Origin of the sequence: Burkholderia crassaminum (genome assembly GCF_964265005.1) — a bacterium.
Taxonomy (GTDB): domain Bacteria; phylum Pseudomonadota; class Gammaproteobacteria; order Burkholderiales; family Burkholderiaceae; genus Burkholderia.
Genome location: NZ_OZ183800.1, coordinates 36,893 through 63,723, shown reverse-complemented (window position 1 = coordinate 63,723; position 26,831 = coordinate 36,893). Strand labels below are relative to the sequence as shown.

20 protein-coding genes and 1 pseudogene are annotated in these 26,831 nt (G+C 67.1%); 9 read left to right on the top strand and 12 right to left on the bottom strand.

All coding sequences use genetic code 11. The annotated features are described in order from the left end of the window. Positions 1-8: 8 nt before the first annotated feature. From ACPTTF_RS17415 to ACPTTF_RS17385, 7 genes are all read right to left on the bottom strand, one after another. Positions 9-908, bottom strand: a complete 900-nt coding sequence (locus ACPTTF_RS17415; RefSeq protein ID WP_423367529.1) for an SMP-30/gluconolactonase/LRE family protein — start codon at positions 906-908, stop codon at positions 9-11. A 51-nt stretch (positions 909-959) separates the two neighbouring features. Then, entirely contained in the window at positions 960-1,979 is a 1,020-nt protein-coding gene (gene araH, locus ACPTTF_RS17410; protein ID WP_423367528.1) for an L-arabinose ABC transporter permease AraH, read from the bottom strand. Between the two features lie 32 nt (positions 1,980-2,011). Further along, positions 2,012-3,568 (bottom strand): L-arabinose ABC transporter ATP-binding protein AraG, encoded by a 1,557-nt coding sequence (araG, locus tag ACPTTF_RS17405; protein ID WP_423367527.1) that lies wholly within the window; start codon positions 3,566-3,568, stop codon positions 2,012-2,014. A 20-nt stretch (positions 3,569-3,588) separates the two neighbouring features. Next, the gene (locus tag ACPTTF_RS17400) at positions 3,589-4,602 is read right to left on the bottom strand and encodes an arabinose ABC transporter substrate-binding protein (protein WP_423367526.1); all 1,014 of its coding nucleotides are present in this window, start codon (positions 4,600-4,602) and stop codon (positions 3,589-3,591) included. Positions 4,603-4,674: 72 nt separating this feature from the next. Then, complete coding sequence (locus ACPTTF_RS17395; RefSeq protein ID WP_423367525.1) at positions 4,675-5,604, bottom strand: Gfo/Idh/MocA family protein; 930 nt, start codon at positions 5,602-5,604, stop codon at positions 4,675-4,677. A gap of 36 nt (positions 5,605-5,640) precedes the next feature. After that, a complete protein-coding gene (locus tag ACPTTF_RS17390; RefSeq protein WP_423367524.1) occupies positions 5,641-6,570 on the bottom strand; it encodes a dihydrodipicolinate synthase family protein in 930 nt (309 codons plus the stop codon). Positions 6,571-6,686: 116 nt separating this feature from the next. Next, on the bottom strand, positions 6,687-8,438 hold the full coding sequence (locus ACPTTF_RS17385; RefSeq protein ID WP_423367523.1) for an IlvD/Edd family dehydratase: 1,752 nt from the start codon (positions 8,436-8,438) through the stop codon (positions 6,687-6,689). A gap of 114 nt (positions 8,439-8,552) precedes the next feature. Between ACPTTF_RS17385 and ACPTTF_RS17380 the strand changes: the two genes are divergently transcribed. After that, positions 8,553-9,503 (top strand): LysR family transcriptional regulator, encoded by a 951-nt coding sequence (locus tag ACPTTF_RS17380; RefSeq protein ID WP_423367522.1) that lies wholly within the window; start codon positions 8,553-8,555, stop codon positions 9,501-9,503. 102 nt (positions 9,504-9,605) lie between these two features. Here ACPTTF_RS17380 and ACPTTF_RS17375 read toward each other — a convergent pair whose 3' ends face one another. Next, positions 9,606-11,114, bottom strand: coding sequence for an efflux transporter outer membrane subunit (locus ACPTTF_RS17375; RefSeq protein ID WP_423367521.1), 1,509 nt, complete (start codon positions 11,112-11,114; stop codon positions 9,606-9,608). A gap of 238 nt (positions 11,115-11,352) precedes the next feature. Here ACPTTF_RS17375 and ACPTTF_RS17370 point away from each other — a divergent pair, with 238 nt between their 5' ends. Beyond that, a complete protein-coding gene (locus ACPTTF_RS17370; RefSeq protein ID WP_423367520.1) occupies positions 11,353-12,561 on the top strand; it encodes an efflux RND transporter periplasmic adaptor subunit in 1,209 nt (402 codons plus the stop codon). Next, positions 12,558-15,674: an efflux RND transporter permease subunit gene (locus ACPTTF_RS17365; RefSeq protein WP_423367519.1), complete on the top strand. Its 3,117-nt coding sequence runs from the start codon at positions 12,558-12,560 to the stop codon at positions 15,672-15,674. The genes ACPTTF_RS17370 and ACPTTF_RS17365 overlap by 4 nt, the downstream gene beginning before the upstream one ends. Positions 15,675-15,734: 60 nt before the next feature. Here ACPTTF_RS17365 and ACPTTF_RS17360 read toward each other — a convergent pair whose 3' ends face one another. Beyond that, complete coding sequence (locus tag ACPTTF_RS17360) at positions 15,735-16,211, bottom strand: OsmC family protein (RefSeq protein ID WP_423367518.1); 477 nt, start codon at positions 16,209-16,211, stop codon at positions 15,735-15,737. Positions 16,212-16,342: 131 nt separating this feature from the next. Between ACPTTF_RS17360 and ACPTTF_RS17355 the strand changes: the two genes are divergently transcribed. Further along, complete coding sequence (locus ACPTTF_RS17355; RefSeq protein ID WP_423367517.1) at positions 16,343-16,984, top strand: GntR family transcriptional regulator; 642 nt, start codon at positions 16,343-16,345, stop codon at positions 16,982-16,984. Positions 16,985-17,312: 328 nt separating this feature from the next. Here ACPTTF_RS17355 and ACPTTF_RS17350 read toward each other — a convergent pair whose 3' ends face one another. Beyond that, the gene (locus ACPTTF_RS17350; protein WP_423367516.1) at positions 17,313-18,353 is read right to left on the bottom strand and encodes a LacI family DNA-binding transcriptional regulator; all 1,041 of its coding nucleotides are present in this window, start codon (positions 18,351-18,353) and stop codon (positions 17,313-17,315) included. Positions 18,354-18,542: 189 nt separating this feature from the next. Between ACPTTF_RS17350 and ACPTTF_RS17345 the strand changes: the two genes are divergently transcribed. The 5 genes from ACPTTF_RS17345 (at position 18,543) to ACPTTF_RS17325 (ending at position 24,919) form a co-directional block, all read left to right on the top strand. Beyond that, a complete protein-coding gene (locus tag ACPTTF_RS17345) occupies positions 18,543-19,691 on the top strand; it encodes an ABC transporter ATP-binding protein (protein WP_423367515.1) in 1,149 nt (382 codons plus the stop codon). 8 nt (positions 19,692-19,699) lie between these two features. After that, the gene (locus ACPTTF_RS17340; protein ID WP_423367514.1) at positions 19,700-21,685 is read left to right on the top strand and encodes a beta-galactosidase; all 1,986 of its coding nucleotides are present in this window, start codon (positions 19,700-19,702) and stop codon (positions 21,683-21,685) included. Positions 21,686-21,752: 67 nt separating this feature from the next. Further along, entirely contained in the window at positions 21,753-23,012 is a 1,260-nt protein-coding gene (locus ACPTTF_RS17335) for an ABC transporter substrate-binding protein (protein WP_423367513.1), read from the top strand. A gap of 70 nt (positions 23,013-23,082) precedes the next feature. Continuing rightward, positions 23,083-24,042, top strand: coding sequence for a carbohydrate ABC transporter permease (locus ACPTTF_RS17330; RefSeq protein WP_423367512.1), 960 nt, complete (start codon positions 23,083-23,085; stop codon positions 24,040-24,042). A gap of 25 nt (positions 24,043-24,067) precedes the next feature. Continuing rightward, positions 24,068-24,919 (top strand): carbohydrate ABC transporter permease, encoded by an 852-nt coding sequence (locus ACPTTF_RS17325; protein ID WP_423367511.1) that lies wholly within the window; start codon positions 24,068-24,070, stop codon positions 24,917-24,919. A 167-nt stretch (positions 24,920-25,086) separates the two neighbouring features. Here the strand turns inward: ACPTTF_RS17325 and ACPTTF_RS17320 are convergent, their stop codons facing one another. After that, complete coding sequence (locus tag ACPTTF_RS17320; protein WP_423367510.1) at positions 25,087-26,067, bottom strand: DUF6896 domain-containing protein; 981 nt, start codon at positions 26,065-26,067, stop codon at positions 25,087-25,089. A gap of 330 nt (positions 26,068-26,397) precedes the next feature. Beyond that, a pseudogene (locus ACPTTF_RS17315) lies at positions 26,398-26,823 on the bottom strand (DUF6306 domain-containing protein); the annotation flags it as partial. Positions 26,824-26,831 lie beyond the last annotated feature (8 nt).

Below are 26,831 nucleotides of genomic sequence, written 5' to 3'. Positions count from 1 at the left end.
TCCGCCATTCAGGTCGCGGGCGCACCCGCAAACCGCGCGGTCGGCAACCCCGCGTAGCGCGTCCGGGCGACGAACACGCCGCCGGCATCGGCATCGCTCGCCAGCGCATCATCGCTCAACCCGACGCGCGCACTCGTCACGTACAACCGGCCTTCGCCGTCGAGCGTCACGCAGCTCGGCTGTGCAGTGGGCACCGCGATGCGATCCGTTTCGACACCGTCCGGGCCGTAACGCACCACCCGCCGGCCGCCCCACTGCGCGTTCCACAGCCCGCCGTCGCGATCCATCGTCGAGCCGTCCGGGTCGCCGTCCGCGTCAGTCAGTCGCGCGAACGGCCGCACGTTGGCCACGTCGCCGCCCGCGCGGTAATCGCAGACAAAAATTTCACGCACGAGCGAATCGCAGAAATACATCTTCGAACCATCGGGGGAAAACGCGATGCTGTTCGCGATCGCCGCCGGCGGCAACGCGAGCCGCTCAAGCGTGAGGTCGGCATTGAGCCGGTAAAACCCGCCAACCGCTTGCGGCGGCTCGCTGCCCTCGTCCTTCATCCCGAACACGAACGCCCCAAATGGATCGCAGCGCCCGTCGTTCAGCCGCGTCGGCCGCTCGGGCTCGACGTCGACGATCCGCGTGAACGCACCGCTGCGCAGGTCGAAGAACGCGAGATGCGTGGCAAGCCCGACGAGCAGCAAATCCGGTTCATCGGTCAGCGCGAAGCACGCGAGCCGTTCCGGCATCGGCCACTGCACGACGTCCGAGCCATCCGCGCGGCAGCGCCACAAGCACGCGCCTTCGATGTCCGTCCAGTACAGCGCGTGCGTCGCGTCGCACCACGTCGCGCCTTCGCCGAGCGTATTGCGGCTGTCCACGAGCAGCGCCGCCGCGCCCGGATGAATCTGTTGCATGCCGTCTCCCGATGTCTGTCGCCTTCGCCGGCGGCCGCGCGTTCGCCTGGGTCAGATCTTCATCGCGCGCCGCTGGTTGCGACGATACTGGTCGAACAGCACCGCGAGCAACAGAATTCCGCCGCGTATCAGATATTGGTAAAAGGTCGGCACGTTCAGCAGGCTCATCGCGTCCTGAACGGAGCCCATGATCAGCACGCCGACCAGCACGCCGGAAATCGTCGCGACGCCGCCCGTCAGCGACACGCCGCCGAGCACGCAGGCGGAAATCACGCCGAGCTCAAGGCCGACCGACGTCTTCGGATCGCCGAGGCTCATCCGCGACGCGAGCATCACGCCGGCGAAGCCCGTCACGAGCCCCTGCAGCACGAACACCGTGATCTTGATGCGCATCACCGGCAGCCCCGCGAGCAGCGCGGCCTCGCCGTTGCCGCCCACGGCCAGCACGTTCTTGCCGAACACGGTCCGGCGCAAGATGAAGCCGAACACGACGAAGCCGACGATGTTGCTCCAGATCGGATACGAGATGCCGAGGAACGACCCGCCGCCAAGATCGAAGAAGCGCTCCTCGGAGATCATCACCGCGTCGCCGTTCGACGTGATGAACGCGAGCCCTCGCACGACCTCCATCATCGCGAGCGTGACGATCAGCGAGTTGATCCGCCAGCGCGCGATCAGCACGCCGTTCACGAGCCCGACCGCACCGCCCGCGAGCACACCGGCCGCGATGCCGAGCACGACGCTGTGCGTCGCGGTGATCAGCGTCGATGCAACGACGCCCGAGAACGCGACGATCGACGCGACCGACAGGTCGACCTCGCCGAGCGCGAGCACGAACATCATCGTCACCGCGATCGAGCCGATCAGCGTGACCGACAGCAGCAGGCCCTGGATGTTGCGCGGCGTAAGGAAGTCCGGCACCGTCAGCGACAGCGTCGCGAACAGCACGACAAACACCATCACGATGCCGGAGCGGTTGATCAGCTGCCACACGCCGCCGCGCGCGCGTGCGGGCGCGGCAGCGGCATCGGAGGACGGGGAAGTGCGTTGGGGTTGCATGGCCTGGCTCATGTCGTATGCGTTCCGGTTGTTGCAGTACGCCGCTAGCGCGGCAGCGCGAGCTTGATCAGCGCGTCGGGCGTCGCGTGCGCCTTCGCCACTTCGCCCGCGATCCGCCCTTCCTTCATCACGATGATCCGGTCCGACACGCCGATCACCTCGGCCAGGTCGCTCGACACGAGGATCACCGTGCGGCCCGCTTCCGCGAGTTCGTAGAACAGGTTGTAGATTTCCGCGCGCGCGCCGACGTCGATGCCGCGCGTCGGCTCGTCCATCAGGAACACGTCGATGCGCTCGGCCAGCCAGCGCGCGAGCACGACCTTCTGCTGGTTGCCGCCGGACAGCGCGCCGATCGGCGTATCGCCGTCGCGGGTCTTGATTGCAAGCCGCTCGATGTAGCGTTGCGCGAGTTCACGTTCACGCCGCCCATCGAGCAGCACGCGCGCCGGGCTGAAGTGCCGGCGCGCGCTGATGTTCAGGTTGTCGGCCACCGACGCGATCGCGACGATGCCTTCCTGCTTGCGGTCCTCCGGGCACAGCGCGAGGCCGGCGCGCACCGCGTCGCGCGGGCTCCCGAATGCAACGCGTTTCCCGTTCAGCTCGACGTGCCCGGCGCTCGGGCGCACCGCGCCGTACAGCAGCTTCATCAGCTCCGAGCGGCCCGCGCCGACGAGCCCGAAGAAGCCGACGATCTCGCCGCGCCGTGCGGTGAACGACACGGGCTCGGATAACCCGGGCCCCGCCAGCCCCTTCGCCTCGATCAGCACGTCGCCGGCCGCGCGCGGCCGGTAGCCGTACACGTCCTCGATCGAGCGGCCGACCATGCAGCCGATCAGCCGGTCGCGGTCGAGATCGGTCACGGAATCGAACGTGTCGATGCGACGACCGTCGCGAAACACGGTCACGCGGTCGCACAGTTCATACACCTCCTCCATCCGGTGCGTGACGTAGATGATCGCGCGGCCTTCCGCGCGCAGTGCACGGATGATCCGGAACAGCTGCGTGGTTTCCCGCGCGGACAGCGAACTCGTCGGCTCGTCGAACGCGATCACGCGCGCGTCGCGCATCAGCGCCTTGCCGATCTCGATCATCTGGCGCTGGCCGATCGACAGGTACTTCACCGGAATGCCCGGATCGATGTGCTCGCCGAGCCGCTCCAGCGCATCGAGCGCACGCGCGGCAAGCGCGCGTTCGTCGACCACGCCGAGCCGGCTCGGCAATTGCCCGAGCATCAGGTTCTCGGCGACCGTCAGCTCGGGCACCAGATGCAGCTCCTGGTAGATGATCGCGACGCCGGCCTCGAGCGCCGCGCGCGTCGACGCGAAGCGCTGCTCGGTGCCGTTCAGCGTCAGCGTGCCTGCCTGCGGCTGGTTCACACCGGACAGCACCTTCAGCAGCGTCGACTTCCCCGCGCCGTTCTCGCCCATCAGCCCATGCACTTCGCCCGCGCGCACCGACAGCGACACGGCGTCGAGCGCGCGCACGCCCGGGAACGTCACCGTGATGCCGTCGAGTGCGAGCAGCGGGCCGCCCGGCGGCGATAGGCCGGCATCGCCACCGCCGTCGCTGCCGGATACGGCCGTCATCGTCTGCGTCGTCATCGCGTTCTCGCCTCGCGCACTCAGATGCCGAGCTCGGCGCGCACGGCCTGCCAGTTCGCGCGCGTCATCAGCTTGCCGCTCGTCTGCGTGTCGGCCGGCGGCGTCTTGCCGTCGCGGATCCAGTCGACGAGGTTCTGCGTGCTGTCCTTGCCGTGGTTCGTCGAGCTGACCGCGATCGTCCCGTAGAAGCCGGTCGGCTCCTTTTTCTGGAATTCGGCGAACGCCTCGCCCGCGCCGTTGATGCCGACGCCGATCACGTCGGCGGCCGGGATGTGCAGTTGCTCGGTCGCACGCACCGCGCCGAGCACGGTTTCCTCGTTCAACGCGTAGACCACCCACTTCTTGATGTTCGGATGACGCGCGAGCACCGGCGCGGCCGCGCTGAAACCGCCTTCGTCATCGGTCGTCTTCTGCGGCGCGTCGAAGATGTTCTCCTTGCGGAAACCGTTCGCGAGCAACGCCTGCGTCGCGCCGTCGGTGCGCAGCTTCGCGGTCGGCAGCTCGTAGTTGGTGATCCGCAGCGCGCCGACTTCCTCGGGCTTCCACCCACGCCGCTTCATCTCGTCGGAAATGGCCTGGCCGACCTGGTTGCCGATCTTGGTCGCCGACATCCCGAGGTGCGGCACGTTCGGCAGCGGCTTGCCGGTCGAATCGACGAGCTGGTCGTCGACGGTCACGAACTTCATGTTGTAGCGCTTCGCCCGCGACGCGATCGCCGGGCCGAGTCGCACGTCCGGCGCGCAGATCACGAAGCCCTGTGCGCCCTGCGAGCCGAGGTTGTCGATCGCGGCCAGCACCTTCTCGCCATCGGGCGTGCCGATCTTCACGACCGAGAAATTCTCCTTCTGGCCGAGCGCGGACGCCGCGTTCTGCTCGTTGATGAACCATGCCTGCTCGGGCATCTTCACCAGGAAGCCGATCTTCAGCGGCGCATCGGCGCGCGCGACGCCCTGCATGCCGAGCGGCGCGATGCAGAGCGCGGCCAGCAGCGCGCGTAACGTGTGACGGCGAATCGTGTGGGTCGTGCGGTTCATGCGGTGTCTCCTTGATGTCGGCTTGTGCCGTAATGATTCGTCGTGCGCGACCGCGCCGCAGCGCGCGCGTGGTCAGCGGCCGAACGCGTCGGTCTGCACGCGCCGCCCGAACAGGAACGCGTCGGCGACGAGCCGCAGCGGCCGCACGTCGACGTCGCTTTCGCCACGCGCGATCAGCGCATGGAAGTGCGCGTACAGCGCCGGATACTCGCGTTCGGGCCCGATCTCGACCGGCTCGCCCGCAATTGACAACTGCGCGCCGCCGCGGCTGATCGCGAGCACGCCGTCGGCCGTGTCGACCGCGATCTCCCATTGCTCGACCGGGCCGTGCCGCCAGTCGAATTCCGCGCGCACGGGCACGCCGTCGGTATCGGTGCAGTCGAGTTCGGCGGCGATCGGCGTCTGCACGTCGCTCGGCACGATGAGCGTCGCCTCGCGCAGCACGAGCTCGCGCGGCAGGATCCGCGTGACGATCGACAGCGCGTTGATGCCCGGATCGAACACGCCGAGGCCGCCCGGCTCCCAGATCCATTGCTGCCCCGGGTGCCAGCGCCGCACGTCCTCCTTCCAGCGCACCTGCACTGCGCGGATCGTGCGTGTCGCGAGCCACGCGCGGGCGGGCTCCACCGCGCTCGCGCAGCGCGAATGCCAGGTTGCGAACAACGTGAGGCCGCGTTCGCGCGCGAGCGCCTCCAGCACGGCCACTTCGCCGAGCGTCGCGCCCGGCGGCTTCTCGAGCATCACGTGCTTGCCGGCTTCGAGCGCGGCGCGCGCCTGCGCGTAGCGCACCTGCGGCGGCGCACACAGCGACACGGCGTCGAGCTCGCGCTCGGCGGCCAGCAGCGCGCGCAGATCGCGGTAATTGCGCACGCCGGTGACTTCCGCGTGGCGGCTCGCGCACGCGGTCAGCTTGAAACCCGGTTCGGCGTCGATCGCCGGTAGATGCTGGTCGCGCGCGATCTTGCCGATTCCGACGACACCCAGCGAAACCTGATCACTCATCGTGCATGCCTCCTTCGCGTATCGTTCGGTGGTCGCTCAGTGCGCCCAGCGCAGCACGAGCGGATCGAGCCGGCGCGCGATCGCGAGCAGTTCCGCGCGCGTGTCCGGATGCAGTTCCGGCATCGGATGCCGTGGCCGCTCGCACGCGATCACGCCGCCTTCGCGCATCAGCGCCTTCGCGGTGAGGATCCCGGACTGGCGGTTCTCGTGGTTGATCAGCGGCAGCCACGTCTGGTAGCGCGCGAAAGCGTCGTCGTGGCGCCCTTCGCGCCAGGCTTCGAGGATCGGCCGGATACCGTCCGGATACGCGCCGCCCGTCATCGCGCCGGTCGCGCCCGCATGGAGATCGGCGAGCAGCGTGATCGCCTCCTCGCCGTCCCACGGCCCCTCGATCGCATCGCCGCCAAGCCGGACCAGCTCGCGCAGCTTGTTCGCGGCACCCGGCGTCTCGATCTTGAAGTACGCGACCTGCTCGATCTCGTGCGCCATCCGTGCGAGGAACGGTGCGGCGAGCGCGGTGCCGCTCGCGGGCGCGTCCTGGATCATGATCGGGATCGCGATCGCGTCGGACACGCGGGCGTAGAAATCGAAGATCTGCGCTTCCGGCACGCGGAACGTCGCGCCGTGATACGGCGGCATCGCCATCACCATCGCCGCGCCGAGCTGCTGCGCGCGCAGGCTGCGCGCCGCGCACACCTGCGTGCTGTAGTGCGACGTCGTGACGATCACCGGCACGCGGCCGGCGACATGTTCGAGGATCGTGCGCGTGAGCACATCGCGTTCGTCGTCGGTGATCGCGAACTGCTCGGAGAAATTCGCGAGGATGCATAGCCCGTCCGAACCCGCGTCGATCATGAAATCGACCGCGCGCTTCTGGCTTGCGAGGTCGAGCGCGCCGGTGTCGGCGAAGGTCGTCGGGACGACCGGGAAGATGCCGCGATAGCGCGGCGTGCTGCTCGATGTCATGGTTCGCTTCCTGCGCCGGCCGCTGTGGCGGCCGGCCGTCATGCGTTCACGGTTTCACGAAGCGCGGGCCGGAAAGGTCCGCAACCGGCTGCGACGCACATCGCGCCGCCTGCCGCTCAATGCGAATGGCTCGGCACGTCCGCGCCGCGCGTGCCGACCAGGAAGTCGAGGTCGCACCCTTCATCGGCTTGCAGCACGTGATCGATGTACAGCCGCGCATAGCCGCCCTTGCCAAGCTGGCCGGCCACGCCCGGCGCCGCGGTCGGATCGACGTCCGACAGGCGGCGCTGCAGTTCGTCATCCGTAATGTCGAGATGCAGCGTGCCCGCCGCGCAGTCGAGTTCGATCCAGTCACCGTTGCGTACCGCCGCGAGCGGCCCGCCGGCGGCGGCCTCCGGCGCGACGTGCAGCACGACCGTGCCGTACGCGGTGCCGCTCATCCGCGCGTCCGAAATCCGCACCATGTCCTTCACGCCCTGGCGCAGCAGCTTCGGCGGCAGCCCCATGTTGCCGACCTCGGCCATGCCCGGATAGCCGCGCGGCCCGCAGTTCTTCAGCACGAGCACCGAGCTGGCGTCGACGTCGAGTGCTTCGTCGTTGATCGTCGCCTTGTAGTGCTCGAGGTTCTCGAACACGACCGCACGGCCACGGTGCTTCAGCAACTCGGGGCTCGCCGCAGACGGCTTCAGCACCGCGCCGCGCGGCGCGAGATTGCCGCGCAGGATGCAGATGCCGCCGTCCGCGATCAGCGGCCGGTCGAGCGGGCGAATCACTTCGTCGTCGTAGTTCGGCGCTTCGCGCACGTTGTCCCACAGCGACTTGCCGTTCACCGTCAGCGCATCCGGATGCGGCAGCAGCCCGCCTTCGCCGAGCCGGCGCAGCACGGCCGGCAGCCCGCCCGCGTAATAGAACTCCTCCATCAGGAAGCGCCCCGACGGCATCAGGTCGACGATCGTCGGCGTATCGCGGCCGATGCGCATCCAGTCTTCCAGTTCGAGCGGCACGCCGATGCGGCCGGCGATCGCCTTCAGGTGGATCACCGCATTCGTCGAGCCGCCGATCGCCGCATTCGTGCGGATCGCGTTCTCGAACGCCGCGCGCGTGAGGACCTTCGACAGCACGAGCCCTTCGAGCGCCATCTCGACGATGCGGATGCCGGACATGTGCGCGAGCACGTAGCGGCGCGAATCGACGGCCGGAATCGCCGCGTTGTGCGGCAGCGCGACGCCGAGCGCCTCGGCCATGCACGCCATCGTCGACGCGGTGCCCATCGTGTTGCAGGTGCCGGCCGAGCGCGACATGCCGGCTTCGGCCGACAGGAAGTGATGCAGGTCGATCTCGCCGGCCTTCAACGCTTCATGCAGCTGCCACACGGCCGTGCCCGAGCCGATGTTCTTGCCCTCGAGCTTGCCGTTCAGCATCGGGCCGCCGGACACGACGATCGCCGGCACGTCGCAGCTCGCCGCGCCCATCAGCAGCGCGGGCGTCGTCTTGTCGCAGCCCGCGAGCAGCACGACCGCGTCGATCGGGTTGCCGCGGATCGCTTCCTCGACGTCCATCGACGCGAGGTTACGCGTGAGCATCGCCGACGGCCGCAGGTTCGATTCGCCGTTCGAGAACACCGGAAACTCGACCGGGAAACCGCCCGCTTCGGAGATCCCGCGCTTCACGTGCTCGGCGAGCTTGCGAAAGTGCGCGTTGCACGGCGTCAGTTCGGACCACGTATTGCAGACGCCGATGATCGGCCGGCCATCGAACTCGTGATCGGGGATGCCCTGGTTCTTCATCCAGCTCCGGTACATGAAGCCGTTCTTGTCGTTCGTGCCGAACCATTGGGCGGAGCGCAGCCTGGGTTTTGTTGCCGACATCGTCAGTCCTGTGGTGACGGGATACCGGCGCAGTCTAGGCAGAATTTTGATAACTGGCTAATGACGTTTTTGGCGATTACGATATCGATTCCGATATCGATATAAACCCGTACGATGCCCGAAACCAGCCCGTGGGGAAACCGCGGCCGCCTGAAGACGCGCCAGCTCCTGTTGGTCGTCGCGCTTGCCGACGAAGGCAGCATTCACCGCGCGGCGGCTGCGCTGAACATGACGCAGCCGGCCGCGTCGAAGCTGCTGCGCGAACTCGAGGAATCGATCGGCGCGGTGCTGTTCGAGCGCCTGCCGCGCGGGATGCGACCGACGCTGTACGGCGACGCGCTGATCCGCCATGCGCGCGCGGCGCTCGGCAGCCTCGACCAGGCGCACGAGGAACTGGCCGCGCTGAAGGCCGGCCATCTCGGCCACGTGGCGGTGGGCGCGATCACGTCGCCCGGCTTGCGGCTCGTGCCGCCGGCCGTCGCCGCGGTGAAGGGCACGCATGCGGGCCTGCACGTGTCGGTCGAGATCGACACCAGCAACGTGCTGCTCGAACATCTCGCGCAGGACAAGATCGACATCGTGCTCGGCCGGCTCTCCGCCGAACACGACAAGCTGCGGCTGCGCTACGAGCCGCTGACCGGCGAGCCGGTGGCGGCCGTCGTGCGAACCGGCCATCCGCTGCTCGCGCAGGCGCCGCTGTCGCTCGCGGACGTGCAGCGCGCCGCGTGGGTCGTGCCGCCCGCCGGCAGCGTGCTGCGCCATCGCTTCGAACTCGTGTTCCAGCGCGCGAGCCTCGCGCCGCCGGCGAACCTCGTCGAGACGTCCGCGCTGCTGTTCATCACGCAGCTGCTCGAACAGAGCGACATGATCGCGGTGCTCGCGGAAGACGTCGCGCGCTACTACGCGCGGCACGGGATCGTCACGGTGCTGCCGCTGGAGATGGATTGCCGGATGGACGATTTCGGGATCATCACGCGCACCGACCGGCTGCATTCGCCGGCGGTCGCGGTGATGGCGGACGCGATTCGGGCGGCTGCGCGGGAGGTGTACGGCGTCGAGTTCTGACGCGGCGGCCGGGTTGTTTCCTGCGTCGATCCGGACGCTGCTTCTGCGGAAGTGTCTGAACAGCCCGCTCTTGCGGCGGCTTGCGGTGTCGTCACGCGCCGCTCATCCGTCGTGCCCGACCGCCGCGCCGCCAACCGCCTTGTGCAACGCGACGACCGCGAGGCCCTGCTTCTCGAGCGCCTCGACCGTCGCCAGGTCGGCCTCGCGGGCTGCCAGACCTACTTCGATGCGCTCGAGCCGACTCGTCATTCCGCGCTGCCGGAGCAGCGCGGCGTGCGCGTCTGTACAGCGCGCGGCATCGACGTGCAGCGCGAGATCGGCCACGCGGCGCCGCTCGGCCGCGAGCGCGTTCAGCGCATTCTCGGTTTCCTCGATGCCTTCGAGCACGGCGTGCCGATACGCGACAATCGCCGCGGCAAGCTCCGCTTCGCGGGCGCGCACGACGGCGCGGCGCGCACCCCAATCGAGCAACGGAATCGTCACGGAGAGCGCGCCCGAACCGACCGTGCTGCGTCCCGGCAGCGGCATGCCGACCAGATTGCCGCTGACGACGATGTCGCCGACCAGGTTCAGGCGCGGATAAAGCTCGGCGTTCGACACGCGCAGCTCGGCCGCCGCCTGCTCGATCGCACGCTCCGCGCGCCGGATGTCGGGCCGCGTGCGCAACAGATCTGCCGGCACGGCCCGCAGCGAGACGGGCGGCACGGCCGGCTGGGCGGCCACAGCCAGCCAGCGGTCGTCCGGTTCCGGCTCGCCGGTGAGCAGCGCGATGCGTTGCGCAGCCTGCTGCACGGCCTGGTCGGACGCCGCACGGCGGGCCGTGAGCTCGGCGGCGCCGGCGAGCACGCGCTCGACGTCGAAGTCGCTGGCGACGCCGGCCGCGCGCTTCTCACGGGTCAACACGATCCGTTCCCGCTGGTCGCTCACGCTTTGCGCAAGCAGGGCGCTGCGGCGCTGCGCGCCGCGCAACTCGACGTAACAGCGCACCAGCTCGGCGATGACCGTCACGCGCGCCTGCCGCCAGTCGGCCTGCGCGACACTCGCGCCCGCTCGCGCCGCATCGGCGGCGGCCGCAAGCCGGCCGAACAGGTCGATTTCCCACGATGCGTCGAAGCCGGCCTGGTAGTAGCCGCTGGCGCGGTCGGACGGCACGAACGGCACATTGCCGGACGGAAAATCCGTGCCGTCCGTTTCGTTCGCGAACCCGCCGGGCCCGTCCGCGCCCGACACACGCTGCTGCCGTTGCAGCTCGCCGATCGCATCGAGCTGCGGAAGACGCGCCGCGGCCGCTTGCCGGGCGATCGCGCGCGCGGCCTGCAGGCGATAGCCGGCCTCCGCGAGTGTCAGGTTGTGCGACAGCGCGGTAGCAACCAGCCCATCGAGCACCGGGTCGCGGAACATGGTCCACCAGTCGGCGGGTGCCGGCGCGGCTGCGGCCGCCGAATCGGACTCGCCGCGATTGCGCCAGTCGGCCGGCACGGGCTGATGCGCATCGGGCAACTGCGCCGGCGACAGACAGCCGGACAGCATGCCCACACTGACCAGCCACGCAATGCCACGCAACCACAGGCCGCATAACCGGCCCGGTTTCCTGTCACCCATGATGCTCATGTTCGTGTTCATCCTCGACAACGCGGCTTGACGCATCGGCGCCGCCGCTGAATAATAGATCGATCAGTCAGTCTATTAAAGATCAAGGCCAACGTCCAGCACGGAGTACCCGATGAGAACGGTCGACCCGGAAAGACGAAGACGCATGCGCCGATGCTCCGGCTGATCATCCAGAGGATGCTGCACCCGCAATGACGCGCGGCGATCCCCCACCCGATTTTCTTTCGTGAAGACTCCCATGATCCGGAAACCGCCCGCGACGGGCGCCCTGTTTCGCTGGAAAGCCGTTGTGCGCGCGCGCTGCAGCACGCTGACATTTACGCTGCTGATGGCGCTGGCGGGCGCCGCCGCCAGCCTGCTGCCGTCGTCGACGCACGGTGAACTCGCGGCGCGGCCCGCACCGGCTGCACAACGTGTCACCCTCGCGGCCGCCGGGCCGGCCGTGTTTGCGCGCACGATCCGGCTGACGGGCACGATCGCCGCGCGCGACGACATCGCGATCGGCACGCCGCTGCAGGATCAGCGGGTGACGGCCGTGCTGGTCGACGAAGGCGATCGCGTGAAAGCCGGCCAGATCCTCGCGCGGCTCGATACCGCGACGCTCGACGCACGGCTGCGCGACGCACGAGCGGCGGTCGATCGCGCACAGGCCGCGGTCGCGCAACAGCAGGCGCTCGACGCCGATGCGCAGGCCGCATGGCGCCGCATCGAGCCGCTCGGCCGCTCCGGTGCGGTCAGCGACCAGCAGGTCGACCAGCAGCGCGCGCAAGCCGCCGCAGCCGCTGCGAACCTGCGCGGCGCGCGCGCGGATCGCGAGCAGGCGCTCGCGCGGCTGGCCGAGGCGCACGCAGAACTCGACAAGGCTGCCGTCCGCGCGCCAACAGATGGCGTGATCGCGACCCGCGCCGCGCGCGCCGGCGCGCTGGCCGGCAGCGAACCGCTGTTCCGGCTGATCGGCCGGGGCGAACTCGAATTCGACGGCGACGTGGTCGAACGCGACCTGGGCGCGCTCAGCGCGGGGCAGCGCGCGACGGTCACACTGCCCGAATCACAGCGCACCGCTGACGGCACCGTGCGCCTCGTCGCGCCGCGCATCGACCCGCAAACCCGGATGGGCAAGGTGCGCATCGCGCTGGACGACACGTCGCGCTTCCGGGCCGGCGGCTTCGCGCGCGCCGAGCTCACGGTCGAACGGGCCGACGTGCCGGTCGCCGTGCCGCAACGCGCGGTCACGTTCGGCGCGCAGGACGCGGCGTTCGTGTCGCAGGTCGACGCCACCGGCCGCGTGACGCGCCGCGCGATCGTGGCGGGCCAGCGCGATGGTTCATGGATCGAGGTCCGCAGCGGCCTGAAGGCAGGCGATCGTGTCGTCGCGGTCGCCTCGGCGCTGGTACGCGACGGCGACGTCGTGCAGGCGGCCGGCATTGGCGCAGCGGGGGCGAAATGAGTTTCAGGCTGTCGTCATGGGCCATCCGTCGCCCGATCCCGACCATCGTATTGTTCGTCGTGCTCGCGGTGGCGGGCTGGGCAGCGTTTCTCAAGCTGCCGATCAACGCCAACCCGCGCGTGGATTTTCCGATCGTCACGGTAGCGATCGCGCAGGCGGGCACCGCGCCCGCCGATCTCGAGCATGCGATCACGCTGCCGGTCGAGCGTGCCGTATCGGGGCTCGCGGGCATCCGGCACATCACGTCGACAATCGGCGACGGCTTGTCGATCACGACCGTCGAATTCCAGCTCGGCGTCGATACGGCGCGCGCGGTCAACGACGTGCGCGAAGCCGTCGCGCAGAACCGCATGAACCTGCCGCAGTCGATCGAGGAGCCGATCGTCACACGAGTCGACATCGAGGGCGGCGCGATCCTCAACTACGCGCTGCGGGCGAAAGGACGCAGCGTCGTCGAACAGTCATGGTTCGTCGACGATACGCTCAGCCGCGAACTGCTGGCGGTGCCCGGCGTGCAGCGCGTGCAGCGTCTCGGCGGCGTCGACCGCGAGATTCGCGTGCAGTTGCGCCCGGAGCAGCTCGAGGCGCTCGGCATCACGACCGACCAGGTCAACGCGCAACTGATGCGCACGAGCGTCGACGTACCGGGCGGCCGTGCGGTGCTGGCCGGCAGCGAGCAGTCGATCCGCACGCTCGGCGGCGCGACCTCGGTCGACGCGCTCGCCGCGATGCCGATCGCGCTGTCCGACGGCCGATGGGCCCGACTGTCCGATCTGGCAACGATCCGCGACGGTGCGAGCGACGCGCGTTCGCTCGCGCGGCTCGATGGCGCGGAAGTGGTCGGCTTCGCCGTGTATCGCGCGAAGGGATCGAGCGATACGGACGTCGCTTCCGGGGTGCAGGCAGTGCTCGAGCGTCTGCAGAAACAGCACCCCGACTTCGAGATCCGCGAAGTGGCGTCGATGGTCGAATACACGCTCGCGAGCTACGACGCGACCATGACGACGCTAATCGAGGGCGCCGTGCTGACCGTGCTGGTGGTGTTCGTCTTCCTGCGCAGCTGGCGTGCAACCGTGGTTGCCGCCGTCGCGCTGCCGCTGTCGATGCTGCCGACCTTCGCGGCGATACTGGGGTTCGGCTACACGCTGAACAGCATCACGCTGCTGGCGCTGACGCTCGTGATCGGCATCCTCGTCGACGATGCCATCGTCGAGATCGAGAACATCGAGCATCACCTGGACCTCGGCAAGCGGCCGTTCCAGGCCGCGATCGACGCCGCAGACGCAATCGGCTTCGCGGTGGTCGCGATCACCGCGACGATCGTCGCGGTATTCCTGCCGGTCAGCTTCATCGGCGGCATCGTCGGGCGGTACTTCACGCCGTTCGGCGTGACCGTATCGGTCGCCGTGCTCGCATCGCTGCTGGTCGCGCGGCTCGTCACACCGTTGCTGGCCGCATACCTGTTGCACCCGAAACCCGCCGGCACGGCCGCGCACGCGTCGCGTTCCGGTCGGCGGCCCGGGCGTGTGCTCGGCCGCTACCTGACGCTGCTGGACTGGGCGCTGCGGCACCGGCGCATCTGCCTGTTCGCGGGCGCCGTCTTCTTCGCCGCATCGCTGGCGATCGTGCCGCTGCTGCCGTCCGGCTTCCTGCCGACCAGCGACGTCAGCCAGTCGCGGATCGAGGTGACGCTGCCGCCGGGCACACCGCTCGCGAAGACCGACGCGGTACTGCGGCAGATTGCGGCAGAGGCGCGCCTGCGGCCCGAGGTGCTCGCCGCGTTCACGACGGCGGGCGGCGAAGATGCGTCGGGCACCACCGATGTGTCGACCGGCACCGTGATGCTGAAGCTCGTGCCGCCGAACCTGCGCGAGCTCGGCCAGAAGGCGTTCGAACAATCGCTGCGCCCGGCGCTCGATCGCGTGCCCGACATCCGCTATGCATTCCGCGCGGATGGCGCCGCGCGCGACGTGTCGATCATCCTCGTCGGTGCCGATCCGGCGCAACTGTCGCTGGCTGCGTCGGCATTGCGGCACGACATGCGCAACGTGCCGGGCCTTGCCAACGTGCAGGTCAACGAGCCGCTGCCGCGCCCCGAGATCCAGGTGCGTCCGCGTTTCGACGAGGCGGCGCGCGCGGGCGTGACGACCCACGCGATCGGCACCATTGCGCGCATCGCAACCGTCGGCGACATCAATGCCAACTCGGCGCGCTTCAACCTGCGCGACCGGCAGGTGCCGGTGCGCGTCGCGTTACCGGAGACGGAGCGCGGCGACCTGAATACGCTGCGGCAATTGCGCGTGGCGACCGACAGCGGAACGAGCGTGCCGCTGCAATCGGTCGCCGACGTCGATTTCGGCAGCGGACCGTCGCGCATCGAACGTTTCGACCGGCTGCGGCGCGTGTCGGTGGATGCCGACCTGACAGACGGCATGACGCTCGGCCCGGTGCTCGACGCGGTCGATGCGCTGCCGTCGATGCGCATGCTGCCGGACGGCGTGCGCCGGGCGGAATATGGCGACGCCGAGTACATGAACGAGATGTTCTCCCGGTTCGGTACAGCGATGACGTTCGGCATCCTGATGGTGCTCGCGGTGCTGACGTTGCTGTTCCGCGATTTCCTGCAGCCGCTGACGATCCTGACGGCGCTGCCGCTGTCGGTCGGCGGCGCGCTCGGCGCGCTGTTGCTGTACGGCGCCGCGATCGACCTGCCGGTCGTGATCGGCATGCTGATGTTGATGGGCATCGTCACGAAGAATTCGATCCTGATGGTCGACTTCGCGATCGAGAAGCGGCGCGAGGGCATGCCGCGTCACCAGGCGTTGCTGCAATCCGGCGCGGAACGCGCGCGGCCGATCATCATGACGACGATCGCAATGGTGGCCGGCATGGTGCCGTCGGTGATCAGCACGGGCGCGGATGCAGGCTTTCGGGCACCGATGGCCGTCGCGGTAATCGGCGGGCTGATCACGTCGACGCTGCTGAGCCTCGTGTTCGTGCCGGTTGCCTATACCTGCATGGACGACCTGCGGACGTGGCTCGCCGCGCGCCTCGCGCGGCTCACGTCGGTAACCGCCGAGGATCGCACGGAGGCCGAGCGGCGCGGCGGCTAGCGAAACCGCGCGGTTCCCGACAGTCTGAATTCGACCTCCGACAATGGAGCGGCATTTTCGTCAGCCTGCGGCGAACTCGATCACCGGTTCACACCGGATCGGAAAATTGACCGAGTTCGCGACATAGCACTTCGCGTGCGCATCATGATGCAGATGTTCCGCCCGCTCGCGATCGTCGCCGGCCTGGATCGTCACGCGCGGGCGCAACACGATTTCCGTGAAGCGGCCCGGCTCCGAACTGTCGACCATCGTGCCTTCCGCATCATCGACATAGGCAAGCACGCGAATGCCCGCATCGGAGCACAGATGCAGGTACCAGAGCTTGTGACACGCCGATACCGATGCCAGCAACAGGTCTTCGGGGTTCCAGCGCGACGCGTCGCCCCGGAATGCCGGGTCCGACGAACCGGGAATGTCCGGCTTGGAACCGGCCCGGATCAGATGATCCCGCTCGTACTCGCGATACCCCGACGTGCCGGTGCCGCGATTGCCCGTCCACGCTACTGCGACGCGGTACTTGTGTTCGCCAGATGCCATCTCGCTCTCCATTGATGTGGGTTGCCTCGACCGGGCCGGATTGCGTGGTACGGAGCCCGCCTGCGATCGCCATTTTGGCACTGGATTCTCGTTTGGTATACCATTATTCCAAATTGACGGAACACACAGGTATGGAAGCCAAACTCGATTCCACGGCGGACGCGGTCGCCGCCTCGTTGCGCGACATGATCATCAACGGCGAGCTCGAAGCCGGCGAGCGGCTCGTCGAGCGCGACCTGGCCGACCGGTTCGGCATCAGCCGGATTCCGATGCGCGAGGCCATCCAGCGCCTGGAACGCGAAGGACTACTCGACATCTTCAGGAATCGCGGCGCCGTGGTGCGCATGCTGAACGCATCGGACGTGCAGGAAATCTACGACCTGCGCACGCTGCTCGAAGGCGACGCGATCTACCGAAGCGTGAAACGGCTCGACGACGAGACGCTCGCGCGTGCCGAACTCGTCCATCGCCTGCTCGGCGACGCGACCGTGCCGCGCCGGCAGGGCGAACTGAACCGCGAATTCCATGCATTGCTGTATTCGTGCTGCGGCAACGCGCGGCAGTTGAAGACGATCGCGGAGCTGCGCAGCCAGGTCGAACGGTACGAGCGCCTGCAGGCCACGCTGCTCGCCGATACGCCGTCGTTCCAGGTCGAGCACGAGGAGATCCTGCAGGCGTGCCGCGAACGCAATGCGCGCGCGGCACGTTCGATGACGGTCGCGCATCTCGAATCGGCCAGGCGCATCGTGATGCAGCTCGTCGAAGGCGATTGAGGCCGGCGCTGTGTTTGCCGCTTGCTGCATCGCGTGCGGGCCGCGCCGGGCCCTGCTGGACCTTGCTGGACCTTGCTGGACCTTGCTGGGCCTTGCTGGGCCTTGCTGGGCCTTGCTGGGCCTTGCTGGGCCTTGTCGGGCCTTGCTGGGCCTTGTCGGGCCTTGCTGGGCCTTGTCGGGCCTTGTCGGGCCTTGTCGGGCCTTGTCGGGCCTTGTCGGGCCTTGTCGGGCCTTGTCGGGCCTTGTCGGGCCTTGTCGGGCCTTGTCGGGCCTTGTCGGGCCGCGCCGATTGCGGCGGCAACCTCGCGGCATACGCCCCATCCATAGATCAAGTCGACCGCATCGCGCCCCCGTCGGCCGCACGGCCGGTCGTACCGCGCACCACCAGCCTCGGCAGCGACGCTATCCGCACGCGTGACGCAGCGTCGCTGCGCTCGCCCGCCTCGCGCAGCGCATTGAGCAATTCGACCGCGAGCCCGGCGGCCTCGGCGGTCGGGATCGCGACTGTCGTCAGCGTGGGCCGCGTGTCGCTGGCCAGGTGAATGTCCGTAATCCCGACGATCGACAGATCGTCCGGCACACGCCTGCCACGATCGGCCGCCGCGTGCATCGCACCGATCGCCGGCAGGTCATTGGTCGCGACCAGCGCGGTCAGCCGCGGATGCGCATCGAGCAACCGCCCCGCCGCGCGCACGCCGCCTTCGATCGAATCGGGTTCGGCCGCGACGATCGACGCGTCGAGCCCTGCTTCGCGCATCACGTCGACGAAGCCGTCGTAGCGCGCCGCCTGCACGCCGCTCGCCGACCCGCCGACGATCACGCCGATCCGTTCGTGGCCGAGCTCGAGCAGATGCCGCGTCGCGATCCGCCCCGCCTCGCGAAAATCGATCGCCACGCACGGCAATCCGTCGGGCGGCGCCTCCGGCCGCTCCCACAGGCACAGCACGACCGGCACGCCGCGCGCCGCCACGTCGCGCAGATCGGGCAAATGCAGGTTCGCGTTGGTCACGAGAATCCCTTCGGAGATCGTGCCGGCGATCTGATCGAGATACGCGCGCCCCTGCAACGGATCTTCGTTCGTATTGCAGACGATCAGGAACTGCCCGTTGCGGCGCACCGCGCGCTCGACCGCCAGCGCGAACTCCGGGTAGAACGGGTTCGCGATGCTCGACACCATCAGCGCGACCGTCGGCGCGCGCCCTTCCGCCAGCGCCCGCGCGGCGAGATGCGGCCGATACCCGAGCGCCTCCACGGCTTCCAGCACCCGCGCACGCGTCGCCTCGCCCACCCGGCCGCGGTCGCGCAGCACGTTCGACACGGTCGCGGCCGTCACGCCGGCACGACGCGCCACTTCATCCAGGGTTGCCATCGTTTGCTCACTATATGAGACGTCTATCCAGTATTTGCTTCGCTCACCGAAGCGGCGCACTATCGCCGCACACCCTGCCGCCCGACCGACGGGCGCGACTCGGCCGCGATCGCATCGCCCCTTTTTTTGATCGCGATGATTAAGCGCTTAATCAAACATGATGGCGCATTAAAACATGGAGCGGAGACAATGGCGAGCATCTCGATGCGACGCGTGCAGAAAGCCTATGGCGATCACGCGCCGGTCATTCGCGACGTCGATCTGGAGATCGGCGCGCACGAGTTCTGCGTGTTCCTCGGGCCGTCCGGATGCGGCAAGTCGACGTTGCTGCGGATGATCGCCGGGCTCGAGGACCTGAGCGCGGGCGAGCTGTCGATCGACGGCCGCCGCGTCGACGACGTACCAGCCGCCGAGCGCGGCGTCGCGATGGTGTTCCAGAGCTACGCGCTGTTTCCGCACATGACGGTCTACGAGAACATGGCATTCGGGCTGAAGCTCGCACGCGTGCCGAAAGCCGAGATCGACCGGAAGGTGCGCGACGCCGCGCGTATCCTGCAGCTCGACACGCTGCTCGAGCGCAAGCCGAAGGCGCTGTCGGGCGGGCAGCGGCAGCGCGTCGCGATCGGCCGCGCGATCGTGCGCGAGCCCGGTGTGTTTCTCTTCGACGAGCCGCTGTCGAATCTCGACGCGGCGCTGCGCGGCCAGACCCGCATCGAGATCGCGCGGCTGCACCGGCAGTTCGAACGCGCGAGCGTCGTCTACGTGACGCACGACCAGACCGAAGCGATGACGCTCGCCGACAAGATCGTGCTGCTGCACGCCGGCGCCGACACCGCGCAGCACGGCAGCATCGCGCAAGTCGGTGCGCCGCTCGACCTCTACCACCACCCTGCCAGCCGCTTTGTCGCGGGCTTCATCGGTTCGCCGCGCATGAACTTCCTGCCGGCCGTCGTGACCGCGGCCGATGCCCGTCGCACGACCGTCACGCTCACGCCGTCCGGCGAAACCTTCGTGCTGCCGCGCGACGGCTCGTCGCTCGGCGCGGGTGCCACCGTGACGCTCGGCATTCGCCCCGAACACCTGACGCTCGGCGCCGCGCTCGACGCGACGACGCTCGCGCGCGACGTCGCGCTCGTCGAACGCCTCGGCGAACAGACCTACGTGCACCTCGACACGCCCGGCGGCGCACCGCTGATCGCGAAAGTCCCCGGCGACGCGCAGGTGTGCACCGGTGAGCGCGTACACGTGCATGCGCCGGCCGCGGCCTGCCATCTCTTCACCGAAGACGGCCGCGCGGTGCCCGCGTGCGCCGACGTCCACGTTCACCACTACGCATAAGGATCGGCATGCGCCTCGGAGTCTGCTACTACCCGGAACACTGGCCGGAATCGATGTGGGCCGATGACGCCCGCCGGATGAAAGCGCTCGGCATCCAGCAGGTGCGGATCGCCGAATTCGCGTGGAGCCGCATCGAGCCGTCGCCGGGCGAATACGACTGGGGCTGGCTGGATCGCGCGGTCGACGTGCTGGGCGCGGCCGGCCTCGAGATCGTGATGTGCACACCGACCGCGACGCCGCCGAAATGGCTGGTCGACCGCCACCCCGACATCCTCGCGATCGGCGCAGACGGCCGGCCGCGCGCATTCGGCTCGCGCCGCCACTACGACTTCTCGTCGCCGACCTATCTCGAAGCGTCGCGCCAGATCTGCACGGCGGTGGCCGAGCGCTACGGCCGCCACCCGGCCGTGCGCTACTGGCAGACCGACAACGAGCTGGGGTGCCACCAGACCGTCGTCAGCTATTCGCCGGCCGCGCTCATGCGCTTCCGTGCGTGGCTGAAGGCCCGCTACGGCACGATCGACGCGCTGAACCGCGCGTGGGGCACCGTGTTCTGGAGCATGGAGTATCGCCATTTCGACGAAATCGACGCGCCCGTCGGCACCGTGACCGAAGCTCACCCGTCGCATCGCCTCGACTACCGGCGCTTCGCGTCGGACGAAGTCGCGCGCTATCACCGGATGCAGGTCGACGTGATCCGCGCGCATTCGCCGGGCCGGCCCGTCGCGCACAACTTCATGCAGCTGTTCACCGAGTTCGACCATTACGAAGTGGCGCGCGACCTCGATATCGCGACGTGGGACAGCTATCCGCTCGGCGCGCTCGAGGAGCAATGGTTCGCGCCCGACGTGAAGGCGCGCTGGCTGCGCACCGGCCATCCGGATTTCGCGTCGTTCAATCACGACCTCTATCGCGGCATGTCGAAGCTGCCGTTCTGGGTAATGGAGCAGCAGCCGGGGCCCGTGAACTGGGCGCAGTGGAACCCCGCGCCGCTGCCGGGCATGGTGCGCCTCTGGAGCTGGGAGGCGTTCGCGCACGGCGCCGGCTGCGTGTCGTATTTCCGCTGGCGGCAGGCACCGTTCGCGCAAGAGCAGATGCATGCGGGCCTGAACACGCCGGACAACAAACTCGACGAAGGCGGCCGCGAGGCGCAGCACGTCGCGCGCGAGATCGCGGCCATGCACGACGCCGGCGCGGATGCGGACGGCGCTGTGCATGCCCCCGTCGCACTGGTCTTCGACTACGAGGCGAAGTGGCTGTTCGAAGTGCAGCCGCAGGGCGCCGATTTCCACTATCCGCGCTTCGCATTCGAGTACTACTCGGCGCTGCGCTCGCTCGGCCTCGACGTCGACGTGATTTCCGCGCATGCGCCGCTCGACGGCTACCGCCTCGTCGTCGTGCCGCCATTGCCGATCGTGCCGGACGATTTCGCGGCACGGCTCGCCGCATCAGGCGCGCATGCCGTGTTCGGGCCGCGCACCGGCTCGAAGACCGTCGACCTGCAGATCCCGCCGACGCTGCCGCCCGGCCCGCTCGTATCGATCCTGCCGGTGCGCGTGTGGCGCGTCGAATCGCTGCGGCCAAACGTGACCGAGCGGATCAACGGCACGCTGCGCGATGGTGCGCCACTCGCGGGAGATGCACGCCACTGGCGCGACTTCGTCGAGATGCACGACGACACGCGCAGCGTCGTGCGTGCGCGCTTCGCCGACGGTCACCCGGCCTGCGTGTCGCACGGCACGCTGCACTACTGGGCCGCGCTGTTCGACGACGCGACCACTGCGCAACTGTTCGCCGATGTCGCGACCGAAGCCGGCCTCGCGCCGACGCCGCTCGGCGACGCCGTGCGCGTGAGCCGGCGCGGCGGCCTGACCTACGTATTCAACTATGGAGACACACCGCACACGATCGACGCAGTACCGCCGTCCGCGTTCGTGCTCGGTAGTGCGCAAGTCGGGCCGCAAGACGTGGCCGTGTATCGAAGCCGTTCGTAGCAACCGTCACCGGCGCCCCGACGCGCCGGTCACGCACAACGACAATCAGCACCGGACTGGAGACACCATGACACTTCGCCCCCTTCGTGCCGCCACGCGGCTCGCTGCAGCCACCGCCGTCGCGCTCGCGTCACTCGGCTTGACCGCGCCCGCCGACGCCGGCACGCTGACGATCAACATCGCGTTCAAGGGCGCGAGCCAGCGCGCGGTCTGGCAATCGACGCTCGATGCATTCCACAAGGCCCATCCCGACATCGACGTGAAGGCGACCTTTGTCGACGAGGAGGCGTACAAAGTGCAGCTCCCCGCGTGGCTGACGACTGTCGCGCCGGACGTCGTGAACTGGCACGCCGGGGAACGGATGGCCTACTACGCAAAGCGCGGGCTGTTCGAGGACCTGAGCGGCGACTGGGCGAAGAACGGCTGGGGCGCGATGTACGCGTCGACGCGCGACGCATCGTCGTACAACGGCAAACAGTATGCAGCGCCGACCGTCTACTACTCGTGGGGGCTGTTCTACCGCAAGGACCTGTTCCGCAAGGTCGGCATCGCGGACGAGCCGAAGACCTGGGACCAGTTTCTCGACGCGTGCAAGAAGCTGAAGGCGGCCGGCATCACGCCGGTCGCGATCGGCGGCCGCGACGCGTGGACGCTCGCCGGCTGGTTCGACTATCTCGACCTGCGCCTGAACGGCAACGCGTTCCACCAGCAACTGATGGCCGGCGACGTGCCGTACACCGACCCGCGCGTGAAGAAGGTCTACACGACGTGGAAATCGCTGATCGACGCGGGCTACTTCATCGACAACGCGCTGTCCTACGATCTCGACGGCGCACAGCCGTTCCTGTTCCAGGGCAAGGCCGCGATGATGCTGATGGGCACCTTCATCGCGGCGGGGTTCCCGCCGAACGTGAAGCAGGAAATGGGCTACTACCGCTTCCCGATCATCGACCCGAAGGTGCCGACCGCCGAGGACGGCCCGGTCGAATCGCTGCATATCCCGACGAAGGCAAAGAACAAGGCCGACGCGCACACGTTCCTCGCGTTCGTCGAAACACCCGAGATGGGCGCGAAGCTCGCGGAGGGGCTCGGCTCGCTGTCGGCCAACAGCAAATCGCCGGAACCGGCCGATCCGGTCTCGCGCATCGGCTTCCGGATCCTGGCCGACACGAAGGGCGGCGTCGCGCAGTTCTATGACCGCGACATGACGAAGGAAATGGCCGACGAGGGGATGAAGGGCATGCAGCAGTTCGTCGCGAATCCCGCGCAGCTCGATACGGTGCTCGCGCAACTCGAACAGACCCGCAAGCGGATCTACAAGAAATAATGCCGTGACCCGCGCGGCGGTTCTCCGCCGCTGCGGCTGTCCCATCGTTCGCTCGTTCAGGAGCCTTGCCGTGTCCAGTCCGATTTCGTCCCGACATCTCGAACCGCCCGCCGGGCCTCCGGGATCGCCGCCCCCTCTGACGCCCGCCGCTGTCGCATTGCCCGCGCGCCGCCCGTCGCCCGCCGTGCGGCGGCAACGGCGTGCCGCGTGGCTCTTTCTCGCGCCGGCCTGCGCAATGGTTGCCGTCTATGTGATCTGGCCGATCCTGTCGACGCTGTGGCTGAGCCTGTACAACTGGGACGGGATGACCGAACGCACGTTTGTCGGTCTCGCGAACTATGCGGAACTGCTGCAAGCGCCGACGTTCTACACCGCGCTGCGCAACAACGTGATCTGGCTCGCGCTCTTCATGCTCGCGCCGCCGCTCGGGCTCGCGCTCGCGCTGTACCTGAACCAGGCGGTCGGCGGCATCCGGCTCGTGAAGTCGCTGTTCTTCGCGCCGTTCGTGCTGTCGGGTGTGGTCGTCGGCCTGATCTTCTCGTGGTTCTACGATCCGACGTTCGGGCTGCTCGCGCTGATTGCCGGGCACGGCATCCCGGTGCTCGGCGACGCGCGCTACGCGACGTTCGGCATCGTGTTCGCCGCGCTGTGGCCGCAAACCGCGTACTGCATGATCCTGTACCTCACCGGCCTCACGTCGCTCAATCCGGAACAGATCGAAGCCGCACGCATGGAAGGCGCGCGCGGCTTCGCGCTGCTGTGGCATGTCGTGCTGCCGCAGTTGCGGCCGACCACCTTCATGGCGATCGTCGTCACGGTGATCGGTGCGCTGCGCAGCTTCGACCTGATCTCGGTGATGACGAGTGGCGGCCCGTTCGAGAGCTCGACCGTGCTCGCGTATTACATGTACGACCAGGCGATCAAGTACTACCGGCTCGGCTATTCCGCGTCGATTGCGGTCGTGCTGTTCGCGATCATGCTCGTCTACATCGTGTTCCAGTTGCGCCGCCTGCTGCGCAACGAGCAGTGACCTGACCTTCCGGGATGCCTTCACCATGTTTCCGACACCCGTTGCCCAATGGAAGCCGGTATCGCGCCGGCTGTACAAACTGTCGTTGCCCGTCGCGCTCGTGATCTGGCTGCTGCCGATGATCGCCGTGTTCGTCACGTCGGTGCGCTCGACCGAGGAACTGGTCGAAGGCCACTACTGGGGCTGGCCACGGCACTTCTCGATGATCGAGAACTATAGCGACGCGCTGACTACGTCGCCGATGTTGCACTACTTCTGGAACAGCGTGCAGATCACGGTGCCGTCTGTGCTTGGCTCGATCGCGCTCGCGGCGATGGCGGGCTTTGCGCTGGCGACCTACAAGTTTCGCGGGAGCACGGCGCTGTTCGGGACGTTCGTCGCGGGTAATTTCGTGCCGGTGCAGGTGTTGATGATTCCGGTGCGGGACTTGTCGCTCAGGCTGGGTGTGTTCAATACCGTCGAGGCGTTGATCCTGTTTCATGTCGCGTTCCAGACGGGGTTCTGCACGCTGTTCCTGCGCAACTTCATCAAGCAGTTGCCGTTCGAACTGATCGAGGCGGCGCGGATCGAAGGGGCGGGGGAATGGACGGTGTTCTGGCGGATCGTGTTGCCGTTGATTCGGCCAGCGCTGGCTGCGCTTGCGATTCTCGTTTTTACGTTCGTGTGGAATGACTACTTCTGGGCGCTGTGTCTCACGCAAGGCGATGAAGCGGCGCCGATCACGGCAGGCGTCGCCGCGTTGAAAGGGCAGTGGACGACTTCGTGGAACCTCGTGTCAGCCGGGTCGATTCTGGCGGCGCTGCCGTCCGTCGCGATGTTCTTCGCGATGCAGAAGCATTTTGTGGCGGGGCTAACGTTCGGCGCGACCAAAGGCTGAACGCGCGCAGCCCAGCGTATTCGCATCTCCCCCTCCGCATCGTGAGGTTGCCCGCTTCGGCGGGCTTTTTTTGCACTTTTGGAGTTCAGAGGAAGTCGATTGAAGGACTAGAGTGGGCGGACCGACATTCACTCTATACGCCCTGCTGACGTGTCACACGATACAGGCTACTTCCGGCGCCGGACACGATTCTGCCGCATATCCAACTCACTCAATCGCCCCTGCACGAAATAGTGAATTTCACATTGAAATCGATATGAGCTGAAAAATTGAGCCACTTCCTCGTGCAACTCGTGAGCCCACGGAATGCGACCCTTCCCCGAATCAAAAAATTCCCACCTTACCCGAAAGTTCCGCTGAGGATGAAATGTATTATTTCTGAACTCCCTAAGGGCATCACGATGTTGCTTCTCCAATTTCACAACAACATCATGTTGCCCAACAACCTCCTTGAATTCATCCGGACGTTCCTCTTGAAGCAGCCGACGAATTCCCAGCGTCGAAAAACCTTCACAAGTAACACGAAGAAATCCGAGCCAAGTCGACAAATAAATCCTCACATCTATTTTTTCATTTTGACTTAGGCGATCGTGTTTTTTTAGCTTATCCAGAATTTTTTTATAATTTTTCCTCATCAGATCAGCCGCCTGAAACTGATGTTCATGAAGTGCAAGAATGGGGTCTTTTGTTTTCAGAGGGAGGTTATCCCCCGGCTTTCTTCCGTCGACATCGATAGCATATACTGGCTCCTCACCGCTAACAAACCACTGACCACCCAAGGACCGAATCAATACCCCCGCAGATGTTAAAAAATTCACATATTTATCCAATTCATCCGCAGAATTAAATCCATACTCCTTCAAATTCACTCCAGCAAATTTGGCTAACCACCACGCATCAAATCCGCCAATCTCACCATTTTCACCAAAATCAAAGTCCACTGATTTTTCGGGAAGGCGCACATCACAGCCTACGCCGTGCTTCCAATAATAGCCCCCACCCTCCAATTCACCGCCCATCGGGATTCCCATATAAACCCAATCATATGATGAATATGGCATTCGAATACCCGACCGCTGCATCACAACAAGAGCCTCGGAAATTGCATTTTTGTATTCAACAATCAATCGCTTAAATTCATCAGACATGCAACTCCCATCATTGCACCCAACAATCGAATTCAAGATTTACCCCGAAAATAGTAATTCCCTAGTCTTTTATTATAGATTAATCTCTTGCGATACAAGATCAACTGCCGGACGGAGGGCCGCGCGAAGCAATCTCAATTAGGTAGCCAATGAACTTACATGCCTTCGCAGCGTTCACTCGTGTGGACGAAATCTCAGCTCGTGCCGGCCCTGGTACTAGCACATTGGGTAATGTGTACGCAGAGGTAGCCTGCGCCCGCAAGCAAGATGGGATTTAAGAGAGCCGCTCCAAACATCGAGTTTCGCAAGACGCTCACTGTGCGTCCGCCACTACATCCCACCCGCCCCTTTCTCCCGCAACCGCACATCGACCGCTCCGATGTTCTTCTCATGCGCCACGAGCATCTGCGTGAGCGCATGGTGCATATCCGGCTGCGCGAGCGTCGGCAGCAATGCCTGCAACTTCCGCACGACCCAGCGCTGGCCACGATTCAAAAACGCCATCCGCTCCGCCAGATCGTCGATCGCCATCGCCTTCTCGTAGAACGCACCGGTTGCGTGTGTCGGCACTGCATCGAGCGACCGGATCGCATCGACGAGCACACTGCACCAGTGCGCCTCGTCCTGACGGATATGGGCGGTCAGTCGATGCAGTTCCGGATCGCCTGTCACCTCGGCCGCCGTCTCCGAAGCGACGCGCGCACCGGCACGCTCCGCCTCCAGCAGTTCATCGAGCACCGCCAGCAGCGCGATGCGGCCGTCCT